25 protein-coding genes are annotated in these 26,906 nt (G+C 49.9%); 12 read left to right on the forward strand and 13 right to left on the reverse strand.

What is annotated here, in order from left to right; translation table 11 throughout:
• Position 1: 1 nt before the first annotated feature.
• The 4 genes from HV346_RS11685 to HV346_RS11700 form a co-directional block, all read right to left on the reverse strand.
• Complete coding sequence (locus HV346_RS11685; RefSeq protein WP_181623646.1) at positions 2-1,015, reverse strand: ABC transporter ATP-binding protein; 1,014 nt, start codon at positions 1,013-1,015, stop codon at positions 2-4.
• A gap of 17 nt (positions 1,016-1,032) precedes the next feature.
• Positions 1,033-2,178, reverse strand: a complete 1,146-nt coding sequence (gene ydcS / locus HV346_RS11690) for a putative ABC transporter substrate-binding protein YdcS (RefSeq protein ID WP_181623647.1) — start codon at positions 2,176-2,178, stop codon at positions 1,033-1,035.
• A gap of 302 nt (positions 2,179-2,480) precedes the next feature.
• Complete coding sequence (locus tag HV346_RS11695; RefSeq protein ID WP_181623648.1) at positions 2,481-3,890, reverse strand: PLP-dependent aminotransferase family protein; 1,410 nt, start codon at positions 3,888-3,890, stop codon at positions 2,481-2,483.
• A 124-nt stretch (positions 3,891-4,014) separates the two neighbouring features.
• A complete protein-coding gene (locus HV346_RS11700) occupies positions 4,015-4,203 on the reverse strand; it encodes a cold-shock protein (protein ID WP_181623649.1) in 189 nt (62 codons plus the stop codon).
• Positions 4,204-4,636: 433 nt separating this feature from the next.
• Between HV346_RS11700 and HV346_RS11705 the strand changes: the two genes are divergently transcribed.
• The 4 genes from HV346_RS11705 (at position 4,637) to hslJ (ending at position 7,748) form a co-directional block, all read left to right on the forward strand.
• Entirely contained in the window at positions 4,637-6,043 is a 1,407-nt protein-coding gene (locus HV346_RS11705) for a cytochrome ubiquinol oxidase subunit I (protein ID WP_181623650.1), read from the forward strand.
• Complete coding sequence (cydB, locus tag HV346_RS11710) at positions 6,043-7,053, forward strand: cytochrome d ubiquinol oxidase subunit II (protein ID WP_181623651.1); 1,011 nt, start codon at positions 6,043-6,045, stop codon at positions 7,051-7,053. Before HV346_RS11705 ends, cydB begins: the two co-directional genes overlap by 1 nt.
• A complete protein-coding gene (locus tag HV346_RS11715; protein ID WP_181623652.1) occupies positions 7,053-7,181 on the forward strand; it encodes a DUF2474 domain-containing protein in 129 nt (42 codons plus the stop codon). Before cydB ends, HV346_RS11715 begins: the two co-directional genes overlap by 1 nt.
• Before the next feature lie 129 nt (positions 7,182-7,310).
• Complete coding sequence (gene hslJ / locus HV346_RS11720) at positions 7,311-7,748, forward strand: heat shock protein HslJ (protein ID WP_181623653.1); 438 nt, start codon at positions 7,311-7,313, stop codon at positions 7,746-7,748.
• Here the strand turns inward: hslJ and HV346_RS11725 are convergent, their stop codons facing one another.
• On the reverse strand, positions 7,749-8,015 hold the full coding sequence (locus HV346_RS11725) for a DUF333 domain-containing protein (RefSeq protein WP_181623654.1): 267 nt from the start codon (positions 8,013-8,015) through the stop codon (positions 7,749-7,751). It lies immediately after the preceding gene.
• Positions 8,016-8,290: 275 nt separating this feature from the next.
• Here HV346_RS11725 and nifJ point away from each other — a divergent pair, with 275 nt between their 5' ends.
• From nifJ to HV346_RS11740, 3 genes are all read left to right on the forward strand, one after another.
• The gene (nifJ, locus tag HV346_RS11730; RefSeq protein WP_181619532.1) at positions 8,291-11,815 is read left to right on the forward strand and encodes a pyruvate:ferredoxin (flavodoxin) oxidoreductase; all 3,525 of its coding nucleotides are present in this window, start codon (positions 8,291-8,293) and stop codon (positions 11,813-11,815) included.
• A 391-nt stretch (positions 11,816-12,206) separates the two neighbouring features.
• The gene (gene ompC, locus HV346_RS11735; RefSeq protein ID WP_181619533.1) at positions 12,207-13,322 is read left to right on the forward strand and encodes a porin OmpC; all 1,116 of its coding nucleotides are present in this window, start codon (positions 12,207-12,209) and stop codon (positions 13,320-13,322) included.
• 200 nt (positions 13,323-13,522) lie between these two features.
• A complete protein-coding gene (locus HV346_RS11740) occupies positions 13,523-13,735 on the forward strand; it encodes a KTSC domain-containing protein (protein ID WP_181619534.1) in 213 nt (70 codons plus the stop codon).
• Between the two features lie 189 nt (positions 13,736-13,924).
• On the opposite strand, the gene HV346_RS11745 is transcribed toward HV346_RS11740, so the two are convergent.
• Positions 13,925-14,194, reverse strand: coding sequence for a hypothetical protein (locus tag HV346_RS11745; RefSeq protein ID WP_181619535.1), 270 nt, complete (start codon positions 14,192-14,194; stop codon positions 13,925-13,927).
• Between the two features lie 62 nt (positions 14,195-14,256).
• Positions 14,257-14,502: a transcription factor gene (locus HV346_RS11750; RefSeq protein ID WP_249415072.1), complete on the reverse strand. Its 246-nt coding sequence runs from the start codon at positions 14,500-14,502 to the stop codon at positions 14,257-14,259.
• A 254-nt stretch (positions 14,503-14,756) separates the two neighbouring features.
• On the opposite strand from HV346_RS11750, the gene ttcA reads away from it, so the two are divergent.
• On the forward strand, positions 14,757-15,692 hold the full coding sequence (gene ttcA / locus HV346_RS11755; RefSeq protein ID WP_181619536.1) for a tRNA 2-thiocytidine(32) synthetase TtcA: 936 nt from the start codon (positions 14,757-14,759) through the stop codon (positions 15,690-15,692).
• 44 nt (positions 15,693-15,736) lie between these two features.
• On the opposite strand, the gene dbpA is transcribed toward ttcA, so the two are convergent.
• The 3 genes from dbpA to zntB all read right to left on the reverse strand — a co-directional run bounded on the left by dbpA (position 15,737) and on the right by zntB (position 18,579).
• Positions 15,737-17,110: an ATP-dependent RNA helicase DbpA gene (gene dbpA, locus HV346_RS11760; RefSeq protein ID WP_181619537.1), complete on the reverse strand. Its 1,374-nt coding sequence runs from the start codon at positions 17,108-17,110 to the stop codon at positions 15,737-15,739.
• Positions 17,111-17,140: 30 nt separating this feature from the next.
• Entirely contained in the window at positions 17,141-17,296 is a 156-nt protein-coding gene (locus HV346_RS23500) for a hypothetical protein (RefSeq protein WP_309228245.1), read from the reverse strand.
• A gap of 299 nt (positions 17,297-17,595) precedes the next feature.
• Positions 17,596-18,579 (reverse strand): zinc transporter ZntB, encoded by a 984-nt coding sequence (zntB, locus tag HV346_RS11765; RefSeq protein ID WP_181619538.1) that lies wholly within the window; start codon positions 18,577-18,579, stop codon positions 17,596-17,598.
• Between the two features lie 196 nt (positions 18,580-18,775).
• On the opposite strand from zntB, the gene HV346_RS11770 reads away from it, so the two are divergent.
• Complete coding sequence (locus tag HV346_RS11770; RefSeq protein WP_181619539.1) at positions 18,776-19,912, forward strand: membrane-associated sensor domain-containing protein; 1,137 nt, start codon at positions 18,776-18,778, stop codon at positions 19,910-19,912.
• 37 nt (positions 19,913-19,949) lie between these two features.
• Here HV346_RS11770 and HV346_RS11775 read toward each other — a convergent pair whose 3' ends face one another.
• Entirely contained in the window at positions 19,950-21,104 is a 1,155-nt protein-coding gene (locus tag HV346_RS11775) for a methyl-accepting chemotaxis protein (RefSeq protein WP_181619540.1), read from the reverse strand.
• A 458-nt stretch (positions 21,105-21,562) separates the two neighbouring features.
• On the opposite strand from HV346_RS11775, the gene HV346_RS11780 reads away from it, so the two are divergent.
• The 3 genes from HV346_RS11780 (at position 21,563) to HV346_RS11790 (ending at position 25,232) form a co-directional block, all read left to right on the forward strand.
• Positions 21,563-23,692, forward strand: coding sequence for a bifunctional diguanylate cyclase/phosphodiesterase (locus HV346_RS11780; protein ID WP_181619541.1), 2,130 nt, complete (start codon positions 21,563-21,565; stop codon positions 23,690-23,692).
• A 92-nt stretch (positions 23,693-23,784) separates the two neighbouring features.
• A complete protein-coding gene (locus HV346_RS11785; RefSeq protein ID WP_181619542.1) occupies positions 23,785-25,017 on the forward strand; it encodes a sensor domain-containing diguanylate cyclase in 1,233 nt (410 codons plus the stop codon).
• Between the two features lie 74 nt (positions 25,018-25,091).
• Positions 25,092-25,232: an Ecr family regulatory small membrane protein gene (locus HV346_RS11790; RefSeq protein ID WP_181619543.1), complete on the forward strand. Its 141-nt coding sequence runs from the start codon at positions 25,092-25,094 to the stop codon at positions 25,230-25,232.
• A gap of 318 nt (positions 25,233-25,550) precedes the next feature.
• Here HV346_RS11790 and maiA read toward each other — a convergent pair whose 3' ends face one another.
• Positions 25,551-26,195, reverse strand: a complete 645-nt coding sequence (gene maiA, locus HV346_RS11795; protein WP_181619544.1) for a maleylacetoacetate isomerase — start codon at positions 26,193-26,195, stop codon at positions 25,551-25,553.
• An 8-nt stretch (positions 26,196-26,203) separates the two neighbouring features.
• On the reverse strand, positions 26,204-26,905 hold the full coding sequence (locus HV346_RS11800) for a fumarylacetoacetate hydrolase family protein (protein ID WP_181619545.1): 702 nt from the start codon (positions 26,903-26,905) through the stop codon (positions 26,204-26,206).
• Position 26,906: the final 1 nt, after the last annotated feature.

The raw sequence follows: 26,906 nt of genomic DNA on the forward strand, positions 1-26,906 counted from the left end.
TTCACCTCTCCTCGTGCAGCAGAACCATGGCCTCGCGTGACCACGATGCCATCACCTGCTGACCCGGTTCCGTATTCGCAGGCACGGGGTGGCCACTAAGGTTGGCCTGGCTCACAAGCAGTTTTGCACCATCGGCAAGTCGCAACTCAAAGCGTGTTGCCGCCCCCTGGTATTGTACGGCCTGCACCACGCCCTGAACCTGAACCTCCCCGCCTTCATTCAGACGAATATGCTCCGGTCGCAATGCATACATACCGTCCATGCCGCACACACGCTGGGCAATGCCCGCATCGAACACGTTAGACGTGCCAACAAAACCAGCTACGAATGGCGTTCGCGGGCGCATGTACAGTTCGCGAGGAGTATCGACCTGCTCAATTCGCCCGTTGTTGAACACCGCCACCCGGTCAGACATCGAGAGCGCTTCGCCCTGATCGTGGGTGACGAAAATAAAGGTAATACCCAGTTCCTGCTGAAGTTTCTTCAGTTCAAACTGCATCTGTTCCCGGAGCTTAAGATCGAGTGCCCCTAAAGGCTCATCAAGCAGCAACACCCGAGGCTCATTGACCAGGGCGCGCGCAATGGCAACACGCTGACGTTGCCCGCCGGAAAGCTGCGACGGTTTACGTTTATCGGCAAAACCCAGACCGACCTTTTCCAGCGCATCGCGCGCCTGCGATTGCCGTTTTTTCTTGTCGATGCCTTTCACCATCAGGCCGTAAGCCACATTCTCGAGGATCGACATATGCGGGAACAGCGCGTAATCCTGAAACACAGTGTTCACATCGCGCTCCCAGGGCGGGAGCGCGCTGGCTTCTTTACCGAAAATCGTGATCGTACCGCCACTCAACTGCTCAAAGCCCGCAATCAGACGCAGGCAGGTGGTTTTGCCGGAGCCCGAAGGCCCCAGCATGGAGAAAAACTCCCCGTCACGAATAGCAATGGTGACACCATCCACAGCCCGAACGTCACCGTACAGGCGGGAAACATCATTAAACTCTACCGCGTACGTCATGCTCTGCTCCCGGGCGATTAACGGCCGCCCATGATGGCGATGTAATCCTGCGTCCAGCGGCTGTAAGGGACAAATTTCCCACCTTCCGCAATCGGCGTTTTCCAGAACATAATTTTGTCGAAGTAGTTATATCCGTTGGTTTCACACCCTTTGTCGCCCAATAGCGTGCTGGCTTTACATCCTTCAGCCACCACCGGCAACGAGCCAAACCATGCCGCCAGATCGCCCTGCACTTTTGGCGTCAACGACCAGTTCATCCACTTATAGGCACACATCGGATGTTTCGCTTCGGCATGCAGCATGGTGGTATCAGCCCAGCCGGTGACCCCCTCTTTCGGGAACACGGTTGCTATAGGCTGGTTTTCACCTTTCAGGGCGTTCGCCTGATAGGGCCAGGCGCTGGATGCCACCACACCTTCATTTTTGAAGTCACTCATTTGTACCGTGGTGTCATGCCAGTAGCGGTGAATCAACGCATGCTGATCGCGAAGCACTTTCAGAACGGCGGCATACTGTTTTTCCGTGAGCTGGTACGGATCGGTGATCCCCAGCGCTGGCTGTGTGGCTTTCACAAACAACGCGGCATCGGCGATGTAAATCGGGCCATCATAGGCCTGGACGCGGCCCTGGTTGGTTTTGCCGTCCGGCAGATCCTGTTTGACGAATACCACGCTCCAGCTGTCTGGTGGTGTCGGGAAGGTTTTGGTGTTATACATCAGCAGGTTTGGCCCCCACTGATACGGCGTACCGTACACCTTGCCCCCCACGTTGAACCACTCACCTTTGACGATGCGCGGGTCGATGGTTTTCCAGTTTGGAATGAGGTCGGGATTAATCGGCTGGACGCGTTTACCCATTACAAGGCGAAGAGAGGCATCACCGGATGCCGTTACCAGGTCATATCCGCCTTTCGCCATCAGGCTGACCATCTCATCGGAGGTCGCAGCGGTTTTAACATTCACCGCACAACCCGTCTCTTTTTCAAACGGGGTCACCCAGTCATAATTTTTATCCGTCTGACCGCGTTCGATGTATCCCGGCCAGGCAATAATATCCAGTCGTCCTTCCCCATCGCCGATAGCCTTTGGTGGCTCAGCGGCTTGCACGGTCATGATGGTCATACCGAGCGCACACAGGCTGCTGCGGGCAAATTTTTTGCTCATTAGATTTACTCCTGTCGCAATGAAATTTAGCGGCAGCCGTGCCGTAAAAATATCTCCCTAACTAAACGTAGACCGCGTAAATGCGCCGCACCCGACGCGTCGGGGAAATTTCACCAGGTTGTGACCGAGGGCGCATTCCCCGTTAACTGGATTATAGACAAGGGGTTAGCGATGAGAGGCAGTATGCAGATTTCCTATGATGCAAACGAAAAAGCGCCGCGAGATATTCGCAGCGCCTTTTAAAAATAAGGAAGGGTTATTTCCAGAGCAATATAATACGTCGATTAAAACAGGCAGTGTATTTATTCCAGCATTTCACTAATTAATTGACCCAACTGGCGCACAGCGTGTTCCTCTCGCTCTCCCCATGCCCACGACGTATTGAACCGAAAGAAAGGCGTCCAGGCATCCGATGTCGAAAACATTTTCCCCGGCGCAATGCTGATATGGTGGGTTAAGGCTTTCTCGCTCAAAAGCCCGGCATCCAGCGGTGCAGGCAGCTCCAGCCATAAAAAGTATCCGCTGTCATTATGGTGGATTTTGACACCAGATGGCATATGGCGTAACAGGGCTTGCCAGGCCTGCTGTTTGCGCTCAGCAAGGGTGCGACGCAGACGTCGAAGGTGCGCGTCATAGCGTTTTGTCGCCAGATAATCCACCAGCGCCAGCTGCATAGGCGAACTGGTTGATAAGGTGCTCATTAACTGCAGATGCTGGATCCGCCGCGCATGTTTCCCCGCAGCCACCCAGCCGATGCGAAAACCCGCCACCAGGCATTTCGAGAATGAAGAGCAGTGCAACGTCATATCCTGGCTGTCCCAGGCTTTGGCGGGCAACGGTTTTTCACGGCCAAAATAGAGTTCACTGTAGACATCATCTTCTATCAACATGACGTTGTGCTTGGTCAATAACGCAATTAAATGCGCTTTTTTCTCCGCACTCAGCGTAAATCCCAGCGGATTTTGGCTGTTGGTCATTAGCCAGCAGGCTTTCACCGGGTAATCGTTTAGCGCCTGCTCAAGCGCGTTCAGGTCGATCCCCTCACGGACATCTGCCGCAATCGAAAGCGCTTTTAGTTTCAAACGCTCCAGCGCCTGAAGCGCACCGTAAAAACAGGGATTCTCGACAATCACCCAGTCGCCCGGCTCGGTCACGGCCTGGAGACTGAGGTTAAGCGCTTCCAGCGCCCCGGCGGTGATCACAATTTCGTCGGGTGAAATGTTCATCCCTTGCTGCGCATAACGCCGGGCAATGGCATGACGGAGATCGACATTGCCCGGCGGCAGATTTTCAATGACGCTCATCGCCGTGGCCGTTTTACTGACGTTAGCCAGTGAGCGATTGAGTTGCTGAAGCGGGAAAAGTCTGGGGTCAGGAAACGCGGACGCAAAAGGCACAACGGAGGGATCACGGCTGGCCTGGAGTACATCAAAGATATAGGTGTTGATGTCCACCACTTCACTCCGCATCACCTGGGCAGGCGGAGCAGGCTGCTGGGATGTCGGGCGGGAGGCAACGTAGTAGCCCGACTGCGGGCGAGCAACGATTCGCCCCTGGCTTTCCAGCATCTGATACGCATGACCCACGGTCATAAAACTCATGCCACTGCTGGCAACCTGCTCTCGCAGTGACGGCAATTTGTCGCCGGGTAACCATACCCCAAGCTCAATTTGCGAGATAAGTTGCTGCGCCAGACGCTGGTATTTTTTCATCAGATTCTCCTCACTTCGCGACAGTGTATATCAGCAGGAGAAAAAGAGAAGTTTTAGCGAACTGTTATGGTTATTCGTGGCGCTTTTTACCACCAGGTACGAAGCTTAAGCGGCTAGCGTGTTGTTACTTACGATAATCAAGTGGCGCTTTTTCTGCATGCACGGCCGCCGCCAGATGATCGAGAGTCACCATGGACGATTTGCAGAAAATGCATTTCGCGCCATGTGGATTTTTTTCTGACACATCAAAAGCGGATGTGCGGTATTGCGAGCCATGACAGCATGGGCATCGAAAATGGATATAAGAAATCATAAGATTCTCCTGTAAACGTTAAAACGTAAATCACTAATGGGCCTTTATGGCAACAGTGGTCTGAGACAAAACTAATCAGAGTGTAAAGAAAAGACCCAAGAGAGGCTGCGGAGAGGCACAACGTGATGAGGAATGCTTTAAGAAACGACGTCAGATATTTTTTTGGATGTCAAACCGAAGAATCATTAACGCATGTCCGAGAAAAGGATGCAAGGCTTTTAATGCATAAAAGTGATAAGAAAAAAATTTTTATATTCTGAACTTTTAGCTATGCCGATAGTCGTGTACACATCTTAGCGTAACGCTGTATATCAGATTGTAAAAAATCACCATTTCATGGAACTGTTATACATAAATTTCACTTTTCTGCCTCTGATAGTCATCTGACAGACCCTATACCATAACCGCACACCGTTTGACATTGAGGCTGTGCATGTTTGGTTTAGATGCTTTTCATCTTGCGAGGATACAATTCGCGTTTACCGTATCCTTTCACATTATTTTCCCGGCAATAACCATCGGCCTTGCGAGTTATCTCGCGGTGCTGGAAGGTCTGTGGCTAAAAACGAAAAACCCAACCTGGCGTTCGTTGTACCATTTTTGGTCGAAGATCTTCGCCGTTAACTTTGGTATGGGCGTCGTTTCAGGTCTGGTCATGGCGTATCAGTTTGGTACGAACTGGAGCGGTTTTTCCCAGTTTGCGGGAAGTATTACTGGCCCACTTCTCACCTATGAAGTGCTGACAGCGTTCTTCCTCGAGGCAGGATTCCTCGGGGTAATGCTGTTTGGCTGGAATAAGGTTGGACCAGGGCTGCACTTCTTCGCAACCTGCATGGTTGCGCTGGGTACAATCATCTCCACCTTCTGGATCCTGGCGTCTAACAGCTGGATGCAAACCCCACAAGGCTATGAAATCGTTAACGGTCAGGTCGTCCCCGTCGACTGGTTTGCCGTGGTGTTCAACCCCTCCTTCCCCTACCGTCTGCTGCATATGTCAATTGCCGCCTTCCTGAGCAGCGCGCTGTTTGTCGGTGCTTCTGCGGCATGGCATTTACTGCGGGGAAACAATACGCCTGCCATTCGGGCGATGTTCTCAATGGCGCTGTGGATGACCCTGATTGTGGCGCCCATTCAGGCCATGATTGGTGATATGCACGGGCTGAATACGCTAAAACATCAGCCTGCTAAAATTGCCGCCATTGAAGGTCATTGGGAAAATCCGCCCGGAGAACCGACTCCACTGCTGCTTTTTGGCTGGCCGGATATGGAACAAGAGCGAACACGCTATGGGCTGGAGATCCCGGCGCTTGGCAGCTTAATTCTGACCCACAGTCTGGACAAACAAGTTCCCGCTCTGAAGGATTTTCCGAAGGAAGATCGTCCTAATGCCACCATTGTCTTCTGGTCGTTCCGCATTATGGCAGGCTTAGGCATGTTGATGCTGCTGCTGGGCGTTGTCGCCGTCTGGTTACGTTACAAGCAAAAAGTGTATACCTCCCGTCCCTTCCTTTGGTTTGCTCTGTTGATGGGACCTACCGGCCTGATCGCTATTCTGGCGGGCTGGGTTACCACAGAAGTGGGTCGACAACCGTGGGTGGTTTACGGGTTACAACGCACGAAGGATGCCGTATCTGCGCATGGCGACCTGCATATGAGCATCAGTTTGCTGGCCTTTTTTGTGGTCTACACCTCGGTGTTTGGTGTGGGATATAGCTATATGGTGCGGCTCATCAAAAAAGGACCGCAGGAACACGAAACCTTCCCGACAGAGTCCGATGGACGTCCGGCGCGCCCACTTTCTGCCGCCAGCACTGAATTTGCAACTAAGGAGAAACCATAATGGGCATCGATCTTTCCATTATCTGGTTCGTCATTATCGTCTTCGCCACGCTGATGTATATCGTGATGGATGGCTTTGATTTGGGGATAGGTATCCTGTTCCCGGCGACGCAAAATGCCGATGACCGCGACGTGATGGTCAACAGCGTCGCCCCTGTCTGGGACGGGAATGAAACCTGGCTGGTCCTGGGAGGCGCTGCACTGTTCGGCGCATTTCCCCTGGCTTATGCCGTAATCATTGATGCCCTCACCATTCCATTGACCTTAATGCTGATCGGGCTGATATTTCGCGGTGTTGCCTTTGAGTTCCGTTTTAAAGCAACGCCCGCACACCGTCCTTTCTGGGATAAAGCCTTTGTGGGAGGGTCCATTCTGGCCACATTTACCCAGGGCGTTGTGGTTGGCGCGGTCATTAACGGTTTTGCCGTAACCGGTCGCACCTACAGCGGCGGGCCATTTGACTGGTTTACCCTGTTTAACCTGTTTTGCGGTGTAGGGCTGGTTGTCGCCTATGCCCTGCTCGGGGCAACCTGGCTGGTGATGAAAAGCGAAAATCCACTTCAGCACCGTATGCGCCAGGTATCGAAACGCCTGCTTCTCGCCTTACTCGCTGTTATTGCGGTAATCAGTATCTGGACACCGCTGGCGCATCCGGTCATTGCCGCGCGTTGGTTTACATTACCTAATCTCTATTTCTTATTGCCTGTGCCGGTCCTGGTTGTTCTTCTCAGCCTGATCCAGTGGCGTTGCCTGAATAATAATGACAGCCATAATCTGCCGTTTGCTCTGACGTTAGGGCTTGTTTTCCTTGGCTTCAGCGGGCTTGGGATCAGCATCTGGCCGCATATTATCCCGCCGTCCATCACGCTATGGCAGGCTGCTGCGCCAGCACAAAGCCAGGGCTTTATGCTGGTAGGTGCGCTGCTGATTATTCCCATTATTTTGGTCTACACCTTCTGGAGCTATTACGTATTTCGTGGAAAAGTTCAGCATGGGGAGGGTTACCACTGATGCAACAACCTGTCTGGAAACGTCTGATGTGGCTGGCTATCATCTGGGGCGGAAGTGTCCTGGCACTGGCATCGGTCAGTATGCTCTTTCGTGTGCTGATGGCAGCCGCAGGATTTAAAACACACTAATCTACCTTATCGGGCAGTCCGTACGCTGCCCGCTCCCCCTCGCACTTTCAGATAAACCCCATTAACGCGCAACGGAGTATCGTGACACTCTGAAAGTAGATTCACGGTATTTATAGTTTGAGAAGAAATATGAAAAAATTCGTTGCGTTAAGTTTATTCAGTCTGGTGCTCACGGGCTGCGTGAATCCCGGTAAAGCCTCTGTTCAGCCAGAACAACTTCAGAGTCATCGGTTTGTTCTGGAAAGTGTGAATGGCAAAGCGGTGAAAACCAGCGCGACGCAACCTGAAATCAGTTTTGGGGAGTTGCAGGATCTCAGCCTGATTAAAAATATAACGGTGTCTGGCGTGATGTGTAATCGCTTTAGCGGCCAGGGGAAATTGGCCGAGGGAGAACTCAAGGTCAAAACGCTGGCGATGACCCGAAAATTATGTACTGATCCACAGCTTAATGAACTGGATCACACCATCAGCGATATTTTGCGCGCAGGCGTGCAGGTCGATCTGACGGAAGATCAGCTCACACTGGCAACAGCAGAAAAAACGTTGACGTTTAAGCGCGCGGAATAATCAGTAGTTACCGCATGTCCCCACGGCAAGCGACTGTTCACTGCAACGTTTGCCATTGGGTAGCGCGCACATGCCAATAGCAGAACCGTCAAGCTGACGGGCAACAGACAGTGCTCCGCCAATCATCGCGCAATTAGCTTGTCCCGAGCTGGACATCGCCGCTCTCATACCCGGCGCAACATGAGCTGCCGTCGCCTGCTGGACAGGTTCACTGCTGCATGCCGACAACAATAACGCGGCACATCCTACCCAAAACGCTGAACGCATTCTTTTTCCCCCATACCCATAGATGTTGCGAAACCTAAGCATAATAGGCATCGGTCGGCGCTACGTCGAGAGCACAACTGCGTATTTATGCGATACAGAAACAAATTCTCGCACTTTTTCCACCAAAATATTGATCTACTCATTGATGGCGCGAATATCGAGGACACAAAAGCGAAAATCGTAAAACCGGACTTTTGCTAAAATAAAGAAATAATATTCAGGGCCTGTTGCCGTTTTACGGGCCCCTTTTTTGCGCAATGTAAGGGTGTCGTCCTATGCAAACTATTGACGGTAATGGTGCAGTCGCGTCAGTCGCGTTTCGCACCAGTGAAGTTATCGCCATTTATCCCATTACGCCAAGCTCCACAATGGCGGAACAGGCTGATGCCTGGGCAGGTAATGGGTTGAAAAACGTCTGGGGTGATACACCCAGAGTGGTTGAAATGCAGTCGGAAGCGGGCGCAATTGCCACAGTGCATGGCGCGCTCCAGACGGGAGCGCTTTCAACCTCATTTACCTCTTCTCAGGGGTTGCTGCTGATGATCCCGACGCTGTACAAACTGGCAGGCCAACTTACGCCATTCGTATTACACGTGGCCGCTCGTACCGTCGCGACCCACGCGCTGTCGATTTTTGGCGACCATTCTGATGTTATGGCCGTTCGGCAGACAGGGTGTGCCATGTTATGCGCCAGCAGCGTTCAGGAAGCTCAGGACTTCGCCCTAATTTCACATATCGCCACCCTGAAAAGCCGTGTTCCCTTCATTCACTTCTTTGATGGTTTCCGCACCTCACACGAGATCAATAAAATCGTGCCATTGGCCGATGACACGATCCTGAATCTGCTACCGTTGGCGGAAATTGACGCCCATCGCGCCCGTGCGCTTAATCCTGAACATCCGGTGATCCGTGGCACATCGGCAAACCCGGATACCTATTTCCAGTCCCGCGAAGCGACTAACCCGTGGTACAACGCCGTTTATGACCACGTCCAGCAAGCGATGGATGACTTTGCAGCCGCAACCGGGCGCGAGTACAAACCGTTTGAGTATTACGGTCATCCACAGGCTGAGCGCGTAATCGTGCTGATGGGTTCGGCGATCGGAACCTGCGAAGAGGTCGTGGATGAACTGCTGACGCGCGGCGAAAAAGTCGGCGTGCTGAAAGTGCGCCTCTATCGCCCGTTCTCCGCAAAACATCTGCTTTCCGCGTTACCTGAAACCGCGCGTACCGTTGCAGTGCTCGATCGTACCAAAGAACCGGGTGCGCAGGCTGAACCCCTTTATCTGGATGTGATGACCGCTCTGGCGGAAGCCTTTAACAGCGGCGAGCGCGAAACCTTGCCGCGCGTGATCGGCGGACGCTACGGTCTGTCTTCGAAAGAGTTTGGCCCGGATTGTGTACTGGCTGTATTCAACGAGTTGAGTCAAACCAAACCGAAGCCGCGCTTTACGGTGGGTATTTACGACGATGTCACCAACCTCTCACTGCCCTTGCCGGAAAATACCCTGCCAGCGAGCGCCAAACTCGAAGCGCTGTTTTATGGGTTAGGCAGCGATGGCAGTGTCTCGGCGACTAAAAACAACATCAAAATTATCGGTAACTCAACACCCTGGTATGCCCAGGGGTATTTCGTTTATGACTCCAAAAAAGCAGGCGGATTGACCGTTTCTCACCTGCGCGTCAGCGAGCAGCCTATCCGCTCCGCCTATCTGATCTCCCAGGCCGATTTCGTGGGTTGTCACCAGCTACAGTTCATCGATAAGTATCAAATGGCAGAGCGCCTGAAGCCTGGCGGGATTTTCTTGCTCAACACGCCATACCGCGCAGAGGAAGTCTGGGATCGTCTGCCACAGGAAGTACAGGCGGTCCTGAATCAGAAAAAAGCCCGCTTCTTCGTCGTCAACGCGGCAAAAATCGCCCGCGAATGTGGCCTTGCCGCGCGTATCAACACCGTAATGCAGATGGCCTTCTTCCACCTGACGAACATTCTGCCTGGCGACAGCGCACTGATGGAGTTGCAGGGGGCGATTGCTAAAAGCTATAGCAGTAAAGGACAGGAACTGGTTGAGCGTAACTGGCAGGCCCTGGCGCTGGCTCGCGAATCCCTGTCTGAGGTTCCTTTACAGCAGGTCAATGCAGCCAGCCCGAATCGTCCTCCCGTGGTGTCCGATGCCGCACCCGATTTTGTTAAAACGGTGACTGCCGCCATGCTGGCGGGCCTGGGCGACGCCCTTCCCGTCTCGGCGCTGCCGCCTGACGGCACCTGGCCGATGGGGACAACTCGCTGGGAAAAACGCAACATTGCCGAAGAGATCCCAATCTGGAAGGAAGAACTGTGTACGCAGTGTAACCACTGCGTAGCGGCGTGCCCACACTCCGCCATTCGCGCCAAAGTGGTCTCTCCGGAAGACATGGATAATGCCCCAGCCAGCCTGCACTCACTGGACGTGAAATCCCGCGATATGCGTGGGCAGAAATACGTCCTGCAGGTCGCACCGGAAGATTGTACCGGCTGTAATCTCTGCGTAGAGGTCTGCCCGGCGAAAGATCGTCAGAACCCAGAGATTAAAGCCATCAATATGATGTCGCGCCTGGAGCATGTTGAAGAAGAGAAAGTGAACTACGACTTCTTCCTCGACCTGCCGGAAATTGATCGCACCAAACTCGAACGCATTGATATTCGAACCTCCCAGTTGATTACGCCGCTGTTCGAGTATTCAGGCGCGTGCTCCGGTTGTGGTGAGACGCCGTACATCAAGCTGCTGACGCAGTTGTATGGCGATCGCATGTTGATTGCCAATGCAACTGGCTGCTCTTCTATTTATGGTGGGAACTTGCCTTCCACGCCGTATACCACGGATGCAAATGGCCGGGGTCCGGCATGGGCAAACTCGCTGTTTGAGGATAACGCTGAATTTGGCCTGGGCTTCCGCCTGACGGTTGATCAGCACCGTATCCGCGTTATGCGCCTGCTGGAGCAGTTCGCCGATAAGATCCCGGCGGAACTGAATGACGCCCTGCACAGCGACGCCTCACCCGACGTTCGTCGTGAGCAAGTGGCGGAACTGCGTAAACAACTCAGCGGGGTTGAAGGTGCAGAACAACTTCTGGCCGATGCCGACGCGCTGGTGGAAAAATCTATCTGGCTGATTGGTGGGGATGGGTGGGCTTACGACATTGGTTTTGGCGGATTGGATCATGTCCTGAGCCTGACCGAAAACGTCAATATTCTGGTGCTGGATACCCAGTGTTATTCCAACACCGGTGGTCAGGCGTCAAAAGCGACGCCGCTGGGCGCCGTGACCAAATTTGGCGAACACGGTAAACGCAAAGCGCGTAAAGATCTGGGTGTCAGCATGATGATGTACGGTCATGTTTATGTCGCGCAAATTTCGCTTGGTGCGCAACTCAACCAGACGGTAAAAGCCATTCAGGAGGCCGAGGCCTATCCGGGCCCATCGCTGATTATCGCCTACAGCCCGTGTGAAGAGCATGGCTATGATCTGGCTCTCAGTCATGATCAGATGCGCCAGCTTACCGCTACCGGGTTCTGGCCGCTGTATCGTTTTGATCCACGCCGGGCCGATGAAGGCAAATTGCCGCTGGCACTCGACTCCCGTCCACCATCCGACGCACTTGCAGAGACATTAATGCAGGAGCAGAGATTCCGTCGGCTTAACGCGCAACAGCCTGAAGTCGCCGAGCAGTTGTGGAAGGATGCTGCGGCAGACCTGCAAAAACGCTACGATTTCCTGGCGCAAATGGCAGGAAAAGCTGAAAAATCTACCAGTGAATAATCTCACCTGCCCGGCTCTACCGGGCATTTTTTGCCCATAAAAAAACCCGATGTATACACATCGGGCCAATCCTGATTTATCTTCGAATAACAGTTTATTTATATAAATAGCATTCACGCAGATAATGGATAAAGAATCTTAAAGGCATATAACGGGGCAAAGATTACCTTTTCCAGTCTCACATTAACAATTTTTATTTAATATGATTCACCACAAATCATTCATGAAATCTATCATCATGTCTGCAGTATTATTTCCTTTAGCTTTCACTTAAAGCGTAACAATTCTATTTTATTACTCCTGAGCAGGAGTGATTTAGCATGTGACATCTTTCCAGATCGGAAAGTTCATTCAGTAATTAAATAAAAACGATTGCAAAGGAATAATCACAATGCAAAGAAAAGTACTGGCCCTAATGATTCCCGCTCTTTTAGTCGCTGGCGCAGTAAATGCTGCTGAAATTTACAACAAAGATGGCAACAAATTAGATTTGTACGGCAAAGTCGATGGCCTGCACTATTTTTCCGATGATAAAAGTGCCGACGGTGATCAGACCTATATGCGTCTGGGCTTCAAAGGTGAAACCCAGATTAACAGCCTGATGAGCGGTTACGCTCAATGGGAATATAATATTCAAGCCAATAACACCGAAAATTCAGATAATCAGTCCTGGACCCGTCTGGCATTTGCGGGGGTAAAAGTGGGCGACTATGGTTCATTCGATTATGGTCGTAATTATGGCGTGATGTACGACGTGGAAGGCTGGACCGATATGTTACCCGAGTTTGGTGGTGACTCTTACACCAAAGCGGACAACTTCATGACTGGCCGTGCAAACGGTGTGGCAACCTATCGTAATACAGACTTCTACGGTCTGGTGAATGGCCTGAATTTTGCCCTGCAATATCAGGGAAAAAATGAGAACTCCGACAATAACCAGGAAGGAACCAACAACAGTAATGGTCGTGATACGCGCCATGAGAACGGCGACGGGTTCGGTATCTCCACAACCTATGATTTCGGCATGGGAATCAGTGCTGGCGCAGCATACACCTCTTCTGACCGCTCTAATAACCAGGTGAATAATACCAGCGCTGGCGGTGACAAAGCCGATGCCTGGACTGCAGGTCTGAAATATGATGCTAATAATGTTTATCTGGCAGCAATGTATTCAGAAACGCGCAATATGACGCCGTACGGTAATCAGTCTGATGCGGTTGCGAATAAAACACAAAACGTCGAAGTGACTGCGCAATACCAGTTCGATTTCGGCCTGCGTCCAGTCGTGTCGTATCTGCAATCCAAAGGCAAAGACCTGGGTAATGGTCAGGGCGATCAGGATCTGGTTAAATATGCTGAAGTAGGCGCAAGCTATTATTTCAACAAAAACATGTCGACCTATGTTGATTACAAAATCAACCTGCTGGATGAAAATGACCAATTCTATAAAAACAACGGCATCGGTACTGACGATATTGTTGCGTTAGGTCTGGTGTATCAATTCTGATACATTCGCCCGCGAGTTATCGCGGGCGATTTATTTTAACGCGATAAACTGCTTTATTTACCACTCTTCCTGGCCATAATAAAGTCGATCTTTTACGTATGTCCTTCATGTGACTCAGATAAAAAGCAAGCTGCATATTGCGTCACAACGCGTCATAGTAGATGATGAATTCCCCGTTTCGGTCGTCAGGGAGATTCAACATGAACCATCACCCGGTAACATCATCACGCATCACATCAATTGCCTACGATGAGCAGAGTGCAACACTCGAAATCAGGTTTCGTAACCATACGACATTTCAGTATCAGCGTGTCCCAGCTCGCATTTTTCGGGATTTTTTGATCGTAGTATCGAAAGGTCGATTTTATGATGGCGTTGTTAAGGGTAAGTTTAAAGAGGTCAAAGTACACTGAATCTTATAGCCATCGCTTTCGTAAGGGTATATACATTGTTTAGCCGCATCTCTTTGGTTGTACTCACTGTTTTAGCGTTTATGTGGATGGCATTAATTTTTGATGTAGGTAACATCGTTGGACACCTCGGCACTTTACTCAACCACATTGAAGGCAATTAAATCCCTCTTCAGAGGGAAAATTCACATTCTATTTTTCAGCTGACAAGGTGAAAAGAGGAAAACCATTTAGCATCCGCCCCTGGCCCGCATCGTGCGAGATCTCCCGGTATTTGGGGAATTCAGGATTCGTAATAACGTCAACCATTTGCTCTGCAACCTCCTGTGCACTTTGCCCACTCGTGATTAAAAAATCGCTTGAAACAACTTGTTCATCTCTGGTTTGCATGTACAAATAAAATTGTTCCGCGATAATCTCCACCATATCTGGATCGTCAATTTCACTATAAAAATCACTCATATTTTTACCCCCAATCAACATTAAAAATAGCGATTACTGCCCTGAAAAATGGGCTTGTACGGTCATAGTCTATCTTTATTCATCCCTGCTTCGGTCAGCTTGCGCGCAAGTTTCATTGAGTCAGTAAACAGCGTAACAAGCGAAGGTTTCAATCCCACCTCCTCAACAAATTCTCTGGCACTTAATCCCTTCAGCTCACTGTAATATTTTATAATTTGCAACTGGACCGTGACTGTTTGATCGCCTTTATTGGCAACGCTAAGTGCATGCTTAATTGCTGAAAAAACGTCGTTTTTTTTCATCATCATTTTTCCTCTCGGAAGTATACCGCATCTTCAGGCCAAAGATAGCTAGCCCCTCATCTCTCCCACCTGACGCTTCAGCCCATTTTGTGAGAACGTCAGCTAAAAATCATGCTGGTAATCATCGCAGCAATCCGTACCATACACGACACACTTTCGCGTGATCGCCATGATTTCTTGCTACAATCCTGCCATCGAAGCCTTTTTATTGGCTGGATAGATGCGTTGCTTTAGCCACGAACGAATTGAGTTATTATTAAATGTCGCAAAATCAAGAAGTTACAAAAAAAGAACAATACAACCTGAATAAACTGCAAAAGCGACTGCGCCGTAACGTCGGCGAAGCTATCGCTGACTTCAATATGATTGAAGAAGGTGATCGCATTATGGTCTGCCTTTCAGGGGGCAAAGACAGTTATACCATGCTGGAGATCCTGCGAAATCTGCAGCAAAGCGCACCTGTGAACTTTTCGCTGGTGGCGGTAAATCTCGATCAAAAACAACCGGGTTTCCCGGCACATATTCTTCCGGAGTATCTGGAAAAACTGGGTGTTGAATACAAAATCGTTGAGGAAAATACCTACGGTATTGTTAAAGACAAGATCCCAGAGGGGAAAACAACCTGCTCCCTGTGTTCACGCCTGCGCCGCGGCATTCTTTATCGTACGGCAACGGAACTGGGCGCAACCAAAATTGCGCTGGGGCATCACCGGGACGATATTCTGCAAACACTGTTCCTGAATATGTTCTACGGCGGCAAAATGAAAGGTATGCCGCCAAAGTTGATGAGTGATGATGGCAAACATATCGTAATCCGTCCCCTGGCCTACTGCCGTGAAAAAGACATTGAGCGTTTTTCAGAGGCAAAAGGATTCCCAATCATTCCTTGCAACCTCTGTGGCTCCCAGCCAAACCTGCAACGTCAGGTGATTGGCGATATGTTGCGTGACTGGGACAAACGCTACCCCGGCCGGATTGAAACCATGTTCAGTGCCATGCAGAACGTTGTGCCTTCCCATCTGGCAGACATCGATCTGTTCGACTTCAAAGGTATTAACCATGATTCAGACGTGGTAGATGGCGGCGATTTGGCATTTGATCGTGAAGAGATCCCGATGCAACCTGCTGGCTGGCAGCCGGAAGAAGAAGATGCGCAACTCGATGAGCTGCGTCTGAACGTCGTCGAAGTGAAGTAGATAATGAGCGTCTCAGAAACAGGTTCTGAGACGCTTTTTTGTGATTATTTCAGCAACCGAACCCGACAGGTCTTGCCTTTAATTTTACCATTCTGCAATTGTTTCCAGGCTTTCTGAGCCACAGACTGACGAACCGCAACATAAACATGTGCAGGATGTACCGCGATCTTGCCGATGTCTGCACCATCCAGCCCAACATCCCCTGTCAGCGCCCCCAGAACATCACCGGGACGCATCTTGGCCTTTTTGCCACCATCAATACAGAGCGTTGCCATTTCGGCATCCAGCGGGACAACGCTTACGTTACCCGGCGCGCTCAGCCAGTTCAGTTTGAGTTGCAGCATTTCAGATAAAATATTGGCACGTTGTGCTTCTTCCGGTGCGCAGAAACTGATCGCAAGGCCACTGTTCCCGGCACGTGCAGTACGCCCGATGCGGTGAACATGCACCTCAGGATCCCAGGCCAGTTCGAAATTGACCACCAGCTCAAGCGATTTGATATCCAGACCACGCGCTGCAACATCAGTTGCAACCAGTACTCGTGCACTGCCATTCGCAAAGCGCACAAGGGTTTGGTCGCGGTCGCGTTGCTCCAGATCGCCATGCAGAGACAATGCACTCTGCCCGGCTGCGTTCAGGGCATCACAGACCGACTGGCAATCTTTCCTGGTATTACAGAACACAACGCAGGATGCAGGCTGATGCTGACTGAGCAGCTTTTGCAGCAGAGAAATCTTACCTTGCTGAGTGGTTTCGAAGAACTGTTGCTCAATGGCTGGCAGCGCATCCACACTATCAATTTCAATCGTTAATGGATTTTGCTGTACGCGCCCACTGATCGCTGCAATGGCTTCAGGCCAGGTAGCAGAGAACAACAGCGTCTGGCGATTTGCGGGAGCAAAGCGGATGACTTCGTCAATGGCGTCGCTGAATCCCATATCCAGCATACGGTCAGCCTCATCCATGACCAGTGTTTGCAATGCATCAAACGAGACCGTTCCTTTTTGCAGGTGATCAAGCAAACGTCCCGGTGTCGCCACGATGATATGCGGTGCATGCTGGAGCGAATCACGCTGTGCACCAAAAGGCTGACCTCCGCAAAGCGTCAAAATTTTCGTATTCGGCAGGAAACGTGCCAGGCGGCGCAGTTCGCCTGCAACCTGCTCGGCCAGCTCACGCGTCGGACACAACACCAGAGATTGCGTCTGAAACAGACCCGCATCAATATGCTGCAAAATTCCAAGACCAAATGCAGCCGTTTTGCCACTGCCCGTTTTTGCCTGCACGCGTACATCACGTCCTTCAAGAATGGCAGGTAGTGCGGCAGCTTGTACCGGGGTCATAGTGAGATAACCCAGCTCATTCAAATTGTCGAGTTGGGCAGCAGGCAGAACATTCAGTGTTGAAAAAGCGGTCACAATGTTGTCTCGTGGTCAAAAGGCTTACAATCAGCAGGCGCGTATCCTCGCAGATCTCGGGTTCCGATGCGACATTTTAATCGGTTCTTCGTCTGGCGGCGGGTCTGGCATGGGTTGAGGACGAGGTACAGGATCGGGAAGCGGTATGGGATCGGCAGGAACCGAAGCCAACAGACTTTTTTGCAGGGTTAGTCGAGCGAAAAGTGCATTCATTTTACCCTCCATAATTGGGAATGCCCCTTTTAGGGTAGACGCTCAAATTCTGAAGGCAAAAAAAAGCCGACTATTAAGTCGGCGTCGTACGAATCAATTGTGCTATGCAGTAATTCAAAAAAGGAAGTAAGACAATATGGAGCGCAACGCCCATCGCTTGACGTTGCATTCACCTGCGGGAGTAATAGTGCACCTTACACGGCTGTTGTTTATTGACTTCGCTCAAACAAAATAGCGTTTTAAGGTGTTATCAGAAATGAAAAAACGTAAATTTACAACCATTTACTACGATGCAACCACCATGCAACACCGCCAATCAAAACCACTAACATGATGCAAAATGCCGTAAAGCCAAACTGATATCCCCCTCCCGGAATTCCCCCCAGGTTAACGCCAAACAACCCGGTTAAAAATGTGCTGGGTAGAAACACCATCGCCATTAATGACATTGTGTATGTTCTTCTCGACAGTGATTCTTGCATCACCTGGGCAATTTCATCCGCCATCACGGCAGTTCTGGCAATACAGGAATCGATTTCATCAAGACCGCGTCCCAGCCTGTCAGCAATATCCTGCATTCTCCGACGCTGGTCATCATTCATCCAGTTGAGGCGTTCACTGGCCAGACGTGCATAGACATCTCGCTGCGGTGTCATATAACGTCGCATCACAATCAACTGTTTGCGTAACAGCGCCAGAAAGCCGCGGGGGGGAATTTGCTGGTCGAGGAGATTGTCTTCCAGGTCGATAATTTTATCGTGCAGTTCTTCAATAAATTCACTGGCGTGGTCGGTCAGTGCGTCGCAGACATCAACAAGCCATCCACCGCAGTCGATCGGCCCCGTACCCTCTTTCAAGTCATTCACCACGTCATCCAGCGCCAGAACTTTTCTCTGGCGAGTAGAGACAATCATGCGCTCGTCCATATAGACGCGCATCGCGACCAACTGGTCGGGGCGTTCATCTGTACTACCATTAATGCAGCGTAACGTAATCAGTGTACCGTCGCCCAATCGACTGACTCGTGGCCGCAGGCTGTCTCCTGATAACGCATCCCGAACACTGTTCGGTAACAGGGGAGTTGAAGCCAGCCACTGTGCGCTATCCGGATGTGTGTAGTTAAGATGCAGCCAACAGGGGTGTTCACTGTCGATGCTATCACTGTCTTCAAGTGGTCTGGCTCCGCCACGACCGTCAAACACCCACGCAAAAACCGCGTCAGGAACGTTAACTTCAGAGCCTTTAATGCCTTCCACAGCGCCTCCACTTTTCATTACTTTCGTTGTCAGTCTAGCTTTCGGTCAACGTTAAGCAATATTTATGTACAGCATAATACTGAATTCGCTCATAAATTGTTCGTTTCAATAAAGGTTACAGTGGACAGGCGCAGGCAAAACGTTAGAGTTAATGAAATGCTGCCAATTTGATCTAAACGTATCCCGGAGTGACCTGGTGACAATAAAAAAGCCCTGTGCGGCATTCGATTTTCGTCTGGCCGAAATGCGCTCAATTGCCATAAAAACAAGCATGACCTGGTTCCTGTGGGTAAACATCCTGTTCTCCTTATTTATATTAGGACGTCGCTATTTCTCTACCTTCGACGCTCTGACATCACCGCTTAGTCCTCAGGATTTGCTGGAGTCGGTGATGGTTATCGACCTGACGCTCTCAGTCGCCGTACTTTTCATCCTACGGATGGCCCCGCTGCAACATGCCAACTGGCTAAGAAAATTGGCGAAAGTGAGCGTTGTCGGCCTAAGCCTCTGCTGGGCAATCTGCTTTTATGTACTCATTGCCAGCGAAGATATCCGCATCATTTTTCCGTTTGCCGCGTTATTACTTTTTACTGCACTTATCTCGCTTTATTTCGACCCAAAGGTGTTACTGAGCTTTATTGTACCTGTATGGCTAACCATTCTCGTCACGACGCTATTTCACCCCTCCAGTCTCACCGTACTGAACGCATTATTATGGATACTGCTGGCTGGTCTGATTGAATCTGGCCGACGTATTCTCAATAGCTGGTTTCTTTTGGCGTTACGCCGCGAGCAGGAAAATGCAGATCTGATTCAGCAATTAGGGCAATTGGCCAGCAAAGATCCGTTAACCGGCCTTGCCAACCGTCGATCCTTCGAAGCCAGGATGGATGATCAAGAGATTCTAAACCATCAGCGTGACGGTATAGGTTTTGGCCTGATCATGCTGGATGTTGATCATTTCAAGCTCTATAACGACTATTATGGCCATCAGCAGGGTGATGCGTGTCTGGTTGCCATTGCACAAACACTTGAGTTCGCCACACAAGAAAGCAAAGGAGTGGTGGGTCGTTTTGGTGGGGAAGAGTTTGTTCTGTTACTGCCCGACGCAACCCTCGACATGTTGCTCAATACAGCAGAAAACATCACTCAGGCATTGCGCACGCAGGCACTTCCGTATGTCCTTTCGCCCGTCAATCCTTTAGTCACCGTAAGTCAGGGGCTGGCCACCTGGCAACCGGGACAAACCGCGCCATCCATCATTGCCCGTGCAGATAAGGCGCTGTATATGGCGAAACAGCAAGGCCGTAATCGTTGGGTTGCTGTGCAATAAAAGCAAAAGCCTGGGCAAACCAGGCTTTTGCTTTTAATCAGAATGAATGTTCAGTTCGATGCGAAAACGCCACAGGAGATGCCTGCATCGACGGGTAAACCTCTGCCGGAACACCACTATCAAGCCGGAAGTTACGCGTCCTGGCCTGTAGCTCAATCACCTGATTGCGCAGAACGTCTGACGAACCGTTGAGTTCTTCAACCATTGCAACGTTACTCTGCGTAACGCGTTCCAGTTCTGAGAGAGCCTGCGTAATTTGCGAGATCCCTTTCTCTTGCTCTGTCGTGGTGGTGGAGATGTCGTCCATCAGTCTGCTCACCTGCCCCGAGCCCTCCACAATTTCATGCATGTTTTTCTCTGCTTCGGAGACAACCGTCACGCCCTGAGTCACGTTATTACTGGTCACATCAATCAGCGTTTTAATGTTCTTTGCCGCTTCCGCACTACGATGAGCAAGGTTTCTGACCTCACCGGCAACCACTGAGAACCCTTTCCCATGATCGCCCGCTCTCGCTGCCTCAACAGCCGCATTCAGCGCCAGAATGTTTGTCTGGAAAGCGATGCCATCAATAAGCGTAATAATTTCCGTCATTTGCTGCGCACACTCCGTAATGGATTGCATGTTGTTAGCAACTTGCCCCATCAACTCCCCCCCTTTACGAGCCTGTAGTGTTGCCGCATTTGCCCGTTCACTGGCTAAACGCGTATTGTCCGCGTTATTTTTGGTACTGGCCGCCATCTGTTCCATGCTGGCTGCCGTTTGAATCAGCGAGGCGGATTGCTGTTCAGTCTTAACTGAAAGTTGTGCACTACGCGCAGACAGTTGTTCAGACAATGTCATCGCCGTTTGAGACGATGCGCGGATCTCACGCACTAACGTGGCGATATTGCTTGATAAACTATTGATACCCGGAATCAATCGACCGGCACAGTTATTGCCAAATTCTGGGATAGACACCGCGAGATTGCCTGACGTCACCTCTTCGATGCTTTTTTTCACTGTATTGATAGGGGTCACAAGATATTTGGTCATATAGGACCAAAGTAAAAATGCTGCAAGTACATTAACAACATTCACTGAAATAAAAAGCGTTGCGTTGTTCGATAAAAAAGCCACCAATACATCTAATAACAAAAATACGCCCAAGAGAAAATAGATAATAAACGTTCGGACACTAATATTTCTTAGCATAATGGCTCTCACTATTTAATATTTTGGTCAACATTAGGGTTATAGCACCCACCCTGGACTTTTTCACCACGATCGACGTGTGGTTTTTTGTTTCGAACATTGATTCCTAAAGTTTAACTTAAGTCGATTTAAAAGATGGTATTAGCGGAAATGTAGTGAATTTAATCCCGCCCCTCTGGTTTTTACTGCACCAAAGCGATAGCATTTACTCTTGCTGGTTAATATAATCACGCTCATATTTAAGGAACATTGCTGTGAATCTTCATTATTGTTTAGCAATGCTTAATAGATTAATGCAAGAATATATCCTGTTCTTTTTTTTGAGCATAAAAAAAATAATATGACTGGTCATTTTTCACGATAAATAACTAATCTTGTCTGAACGAGCGAGATCCTGTCTGATACATCACATGCCAGGCAGGCGAACTCTGTAACCTTCTTTGGCGTGGGATTGCATAATGCTCAATGTATCGTGGGACCCAGTGTTAATTGCCATCTCGTTCCTGGTGGCGTTTATCGCCTCTTTTGTGGCATTAGACTGTGCAGGAAAAATCCCCCTCACTAGCCGCAAAGCCGCTATGTTCTGGCGCATTGCCGGAGGCGTGACCCTGGGAATCGGCATCTGGTCAATGCATTTCATTGGCATGCTGTCTATGAAAATGCCGATGATCATGAGTTATCACCTCTGGCTCACGCTAGGGTCACTCGGCATCGCCGTGCTGACATCCACTCTGGCGATCAATATTGCGGTCCCCGGCAATTCGCTTTCTCCGTTTCGTTTAATCCTGGCCACGCTGATCCTGAGTTCAGGAGTGGTGTCGATGCACTACGTAGGAATGGCTGCACTGATGCTTCACGGGAGTATCAGTTGGGACCAGCGTATTGTGCTGCTGTCTGTGGTGATTGCGATTATTGCCTCTGGAGTCGCACTCTGGCTCGCATTTCATCTGCGTGATAAGCGCAAAGGTGTCTTTATCAATCGCATTGCTGCTGCCCTTGTGATGGGGACGGCCATTTGTGCCATGCATTATACCGGAATGAGTGCGGCTCATTTTCACGATATGGCGCTCACGATGCCAGGTGGCATCAGTGAACTCGGGCTCTCGATTTGGGTTTCAGTCACGACCCTGTGTCTGCTTGGGCTCATGTTAATTATTTCGCTGGTGGACTCCCATTTTCGCACAGTCAGGCTGACCGATAATTTGCGTCAGCTGAATCGGCAACTGGAACTACAGGCCCGGTTTGACGCACTTACCGGCCTAGCTAACCGGCATCAGATGGATATCCGCTTACAGGATTGTCTGCACAGTTCACTGCTGAATAAGAAACAATTTGCCGTCGTTTTCATCGACATTGACCATTTTAAACGCGTGAACGATACCTGGGGACATCATGTAGGCGATGAGCTGTTAATTAGCGTTGCACAGAGAATTACCGCCAGACTGACGCGTGAAATGACGCTGGCAAGGTTAGGTGGTGATGAGTTTATTTTGCTGGTCCCGGAATGTGATGATGAGAAAATTAATACTCTGGTCACCACGTTGCTCGATGACATGCGTCGGCCACTGTCAATTTGCGGTCATGCACAAAATACCACGCTAAGCGCAGGCGTCAGCCTGTATCCGCAGCATGGCGAAACGCTGCATGAGCTTAAGCTGAAAGCTGATGCGGCGATGAATCATGTCAAACAAGAAGGTCGAAACGGCTGGGCGATCTATCGTCCTGAAATGTCAACAGCGGTTCCTGCTGAACCCAGTTTCTTACAGGAGCTATCTCAGGCGCTTGAGCGCGATCAATTTGAGCTTTGGTATCAGCCAACCTACCTCGCTGAGCAGAATACTATTCACGGTTTTGAAGCACTTCTACGCTGGCGACACCCGGAGCAAGGCGTGTTGCTGCCGAGTTTGTTTTTACCGTCTCTTGAACAGACCGGTTTAATCATACCTGTCGGAAACTGGGCGATTGAAGCCGCGTGCCGGCAATTACATTTCTGGACGGAGCAAGGCTTCAGTCAGTGGACATTGTCATTCAACTTATCGCCTATACAGTTTGAACAACAAGATATATTCACTGTTGTCTCCTCCATGCTGCAAAAATATAATCTGCTTCCGTCTCGCCTGATCCTTGAAGTCACTGAAAGCACAGCCCTCAAAAATCTTGACCGCAGTATCGAATTGCTGAATGCGTTTAACCAGGCTGGAATAACCGTTTCAATAGATGATTTTGGTACGGGTTATTCAAATCTGCTTATGCTCAACGTTCTTCCTGCAAAAGAGCTTAAAATCGACAAAAGTTTTGTGAGCTCCATGCTGGAAAATGAGAAAAGCAGAAAGCTGGTGGAAACCATTATTAATATTGCGCGCACAATGGAGATGAAAATCGTCGCTGAGGGGATCGAAACAGAAGCGCAGCAAGAAGTCCTGGCCAGCCTGGGTTGTGATTACCTGCAAGGTTTCCTGTTCTCTCGACCTTTACCAGCAGAACAGGTTCCCTGGTTACTGTTACAAAAGAACTCCGACAAACAGATTATACCAATCGGTAAAGTTCATACGGAATCCTCATTTATTTCACAAAAAAATCATGCCTGATGTGGTGAACTAGAGTATGTTTCAAAGGAGCCCACGCGAGTCAATTCCGCCGTGATCGTCAGGCACATTGTGCCGATGAATAGGAATTTCCTATGTCGCAAAATAGCTTCGATGCACTGAATTTCATAAAGACGCCAGTGTGGCTAATTTCACCTGTCTCAGAACAGATCCTATTTGCGAACACCGCAGCAACGGATGTCATGCGGAATAAAACGCTGATTGAAATGCGGGCTGGAATATATTCCGCAAATGCGCAAACAGTGCTTTCAATGTATGTACCAGACCTTAAAGCCGATCAAGAGATCGTCGAAATCTGGACCGTCTTGCGTGATCAGCAGGAGAGCACGCTCAGTTGCCGCCTGACACTGACCTGGTTTGAACCTTATGGTGATGTCATTGTGTTTGAAGGTATTACTCTGCAAACGCCTTCAGGCCTCAAGGCAACTCGTTCAGCCACTTATCAGCGTAAGAAACAAGGTTTCTACGCCCGATTTTTCCTGACTAACAGTGCCCCGATGCTCTTAATTGACCCGTCCAGAGACGGTCAAATTGTTGATGCCAATGTGGCAGCCCTTAATTTTTATGGTTATTCCCATGATGAGATGTGTTGTAAACATACGTGGGAGATCAACACGCTTGGGCGCAATATTTTACCAATAATGACTGAAATCGCGCGTCTTCCTGGTGGGCATAAACCGCTTAATTTTATTCATCGTCTTGCTGATGGGACCACCCGCCACGTTCAAACCTACGCCGGCCCTATCGAGATTTACGGTGACAAACTCATGCTCTGTATCATTCACGATATTACCGAGCAGAAGCGGCTTGAACAGGAACTGGAGCACGCCGCATTGCGTGATTCGATGACAGGCCTGCTCAATCGTCGACAGTTTTACCTAATTACAGAGCAAACCAACCTCTCACACCTCCCGACCCAGCAGCAGTTCAGCTTGTTATTGGTCGACACCGATCATTTCAAAAACATCAACGATGTGTTCGGTCACCTTAAGGGAGATGAGGTTTTGATCTCCTTGTCTCGTACACTGGAGTCCTGCTGTCGTGAAGACGATGTGGTGTTTCGCTGGGGTGGTGAAGAGTTTGTCATCTTACTGCCAAAGACATCACTCGATACCGCAATGCAGGTTGCCGAAACTATCCGTGCCGCGGTCGCTCGCATTACGATCCCCGGACTGCCCCGCTTTACTGTTAGCATAGGCGTTGCCCGGCATAACCCTGATGAGAGTATCGACGATCTGTTTAAACGCGTTGATGATGCGCTTTATCGTGCCAAGAACAACGGCCGCAATAAAGTGCTGGCGGCATGAAACTGGAGTATTGAGTAAAGCCCCGTTACAATGCCACCTCGAAGAACCAGACTTCAGGTGGGTAGTATCAGGTGATGGGAAAGACAGAAATAATACTCATCTTAATCATTTTAAGCCTTATTATTTTAGGCTACTGGTTTATTTTTAGCGGTGAAATCTGGCATCTGGTCGAATACCTTGAAAACTGTATCTACCCTTCTATCGAAACCCCTTAGTGCATGTTTAATTCATTGTTTCACCTACCGAATTTGTCAGGTATCACCACCTGCAACAGGTGCGTAGAATACACGCCGTTATCCGCCTAGCGGTGGGCAACGAATCAATGAATCATTTGTTTATTTCGCCCGTGCTCTGACGGGCTTTTTTTATTTTCTTATTCTAGCGGGCCATAACCTTAATTTAGCTTAGGCACTGACCGAAAAATATTAGTGCTTGGTTATGTACTCGCCCTGTAACACAATACCTGATATTTCCCTCAAGACGCCATAACTCAGGCCAGCTACCCAAGGCGTAATGGGGATCCGCCAGAATGTTTATGCACATATTTTGTCTCTCTGATTTTCAGGTGCTGCGACAATAAATTCCGGAAGATGGCTACAGGCCTCATACACTGCCCTGCAGCGTGGATACTGGCGCAGATCACAGCCCATTCTCTGCGCATTTGCCCATTGAGGAATCAGGCAGCAATCCGCCAGCGTTGGGCAATTCCCCACGCAAAATGCTCCTGATTGACTCTGACTCAGCAATTCTTCTACTGCACGAAGCCCTTGTTGGATCCAGTGCGCATACCAGCGCTTTTTCTCCTCCTCACTCACCTTTAACTCATCAGTCAAATAGCGCAATACCCGAACATTGTTCAGCGGATGGATATCGCAGGTGATTGCATAGACAATTTCCAGCACTTTACTTCGAGCCGGATCGCCCACAGGTAACAGTGGCACTTGTGGAAAATGGCGATCCAGCCAGTCTATGATTGCGAGCGACTGACCAAGCGATTCGCCTTCATCAGTCACTAACGTGGGAACGAGTCCGGCTGGATTTATCTGACGATAGGCGCACTCATTTTGTTGCCCAACACGAATATTGACGCCCACAGTCTGATAAGCGATCCCTTTTAAGGCCAGCGCGATACGCACCCGATATGATGCCGAGCTATTAAAAAAACTGTACAGCTTCATTTTTCACCTCAGACAATCTTCACACTGATAGGCGTCAAACCCTCTACATTCCCGGTAATCACATCATCCTTCACAACCGCACCTACACCTTCCGGTGTGCCGGTAAAGATTAAATCGCCAGGCTGTAGTTCGAAAAAAGTGGACAGATAGCTGATGGTTTCATTTACCGACCAGATAAGATGGAGAATATCGCTACGCTGACGATCTTCACCATTCACCTGCAACCAAATCGCAGTTTCATTCAGATCAACCGCATCGGCCACTTTATGCAAAGGGGCAATGGGAGCGGAATTGTCAAACGATTTACCGATTTCCCACGGACGCCCCATCTTGCGCATCTCCATCTGCCGGTCACGACGCGTCATATCCAGTCCGGTGGCATAACCCCATATATATTTATGGGCTTCATCTAACGGAATATCACTGCCTTTCTTACCTATGGCGACCACCAGCTCAATTTCATAATGGTAATTATCCGTTTGTGACGGATAGGCTAGTTCCAGCGTTTCGCCCGTCGCCACGGGGACAACTGCGTCAGCCGGTTTACAAAAAAAGAAGGGCGGTTCGCGCTCGGGATCGAACCCCATTTCACGGGCGTGTGCCGCATAATTACGCCCAACACAATAAACTCGGCGAACAGGAAACTGCTCCTCGCTGCCAACAACCGGGATAGCAACCGGTTTCTGTGGTGCAAATGTATAGCGGACCATG

Source organism: Enterobacter sp. RHBSTW-00994, from assembly GCF_013782625.1.
Classification (GTDB): domain Bacteria; phylum Pseudomonadota; class Gammaproteobacteria; order Enterobacterales; family Enterobacteriaceae; genus Enterobacter.

Coding starts and splice junctions, on each gene's coding strand:
- HV346_RS11785 (WP_181619542.1), top strand. CDS start 23,785: ATGTCGCAAAATAGCTTCGATGCACTGAATTTCATAAAGACGCCAGTG.
- HV346_RS11780 (WP_181619541.1), top strand. CDS start 21,563: ATGCTCAATGTATCGTGGGACCCAGTGTTAATTGCCATCTCGTTCCTG.
- cydB (WP_181623651.1), top strand. CDS start 6,043: ATGGGCATCGATCTTTCCATTATCTGGTTCGTCATTATCGTCTTCGCC.
- HV346_RS11725 (WP_181623654.1), bottom strand. CDS start 8,015: ATGCGTTCAGCGTTTTGGGTAGGATGTGCCGCGTTATTGTTGTCGGCA.
- maiA (WP_181619544.1), bottom strand. CDS start 26,195: ATGAAGCTGTACAGTTTTTTTAATAGCTCGGCATCATATCGGGTGCGT.
- HV346_RS11750 (WP_249415072.1), bottom strand. CDS start 14,502: ATGATGATGAAAAAAAACGACGTTTTTTCAGCAATTAAGCATGCACTT.
- HV346_RS11800 (WP_181619545.1), bottom strand. CDS start 26,905: ATGGTCCGCTATACATTTGCACCACAGAAACCGGTTGCTATCCCGGTT.
- ompC (WP_181619533.1), top strand. CDS start 12,207: ATGCAAAGAAAAGTACTGGCCCTAATGATTCCCGCTCTTTTAGTCGCT.
- HV346_RS11790 (WP_181619543.1), top strand. CDS start 25,092: ATGGGAAAGACAGAAATAATACTCATCTTAATCATTTTAAGCCTTATT.
- HV346_RS11685 (WP_181623646.1), bottom strand. CDS start 1,015: ATGACGTACGCGGTAGAGTTTAATGATGTTTCCCGCCTGTACGGTGAC.
- HV346_RS11705 (WP_181623650.1), top strand. CDS start 4,637: ATGTTTGGTTTAGATGCTTTTCATCTTGCGAGGATACAATTCGCGTTT.
- HV346_RS11695 (WP_181623648.1), bottom strand. CDS start 3,890: ATGAAAAAATACCAGCGTCTGGCGCAGCAACTTATCTCGCAAATTGAG.
- HV346_RS11715 (WP_181623652.1), top strand. CDS start 7,053: ATGCAACAACCTGTCTGGAAACGTCTGATGTGGCTGGCTATCATCTGG.
- HV346_RS11700 (WP_181623649.1), bottom strand. CDS start 4,203: ATGATTTCTTATATCCATTTTCGATGCCCATGCTGTCATGGCTCGCAA.
- HV346_RS11775 (WP_181619540.1), bottom strand. CDS start 21,104: ATGCTAAGAAATATTAGTGTCCGAACGTTTATTATCTATTTTCTCTTG.
- ttcA (WP_181619536.1), top strand. CDS start 14,757: ATGTCGCAAAATCAAGAAGTTACAAAAAAAGAACAATACAACCTGAAT.
- ydcS (WP_181623647.1), bottom strand. CDS start 2,178: ATGAGCAAAAAATTTGCCCGCAGCAGCCTGTGTGCGCTCGGTATGACC.
- hslJ (WP_181623653.1), top strand. CDS start 7,311: ATGAAAAAATTCGTTGCGTTAAGTTTATTCAGTCTGGTGCTCACGGGC.
- HV346_RS11745 (WP_181619535.1), bottom strand. CDS start 14,194: ATGAGTGATTTTTATAGTGAAATTGACGATCCAGATATGGTGGAGATT.
- HV346_RS11740 (WP_181619534.1), top strand. CDS start 13,523: ATGAACCATCACCCGGTAACATCATCACGCATCACATCAATTGCCTAC.
- nifJ (WP_181619532.1), top strand. CDS start 8,291: ATGCAAACTATTGACGGTAATGGTGCAGTCGCGTCAGTCGCGTTTCGC.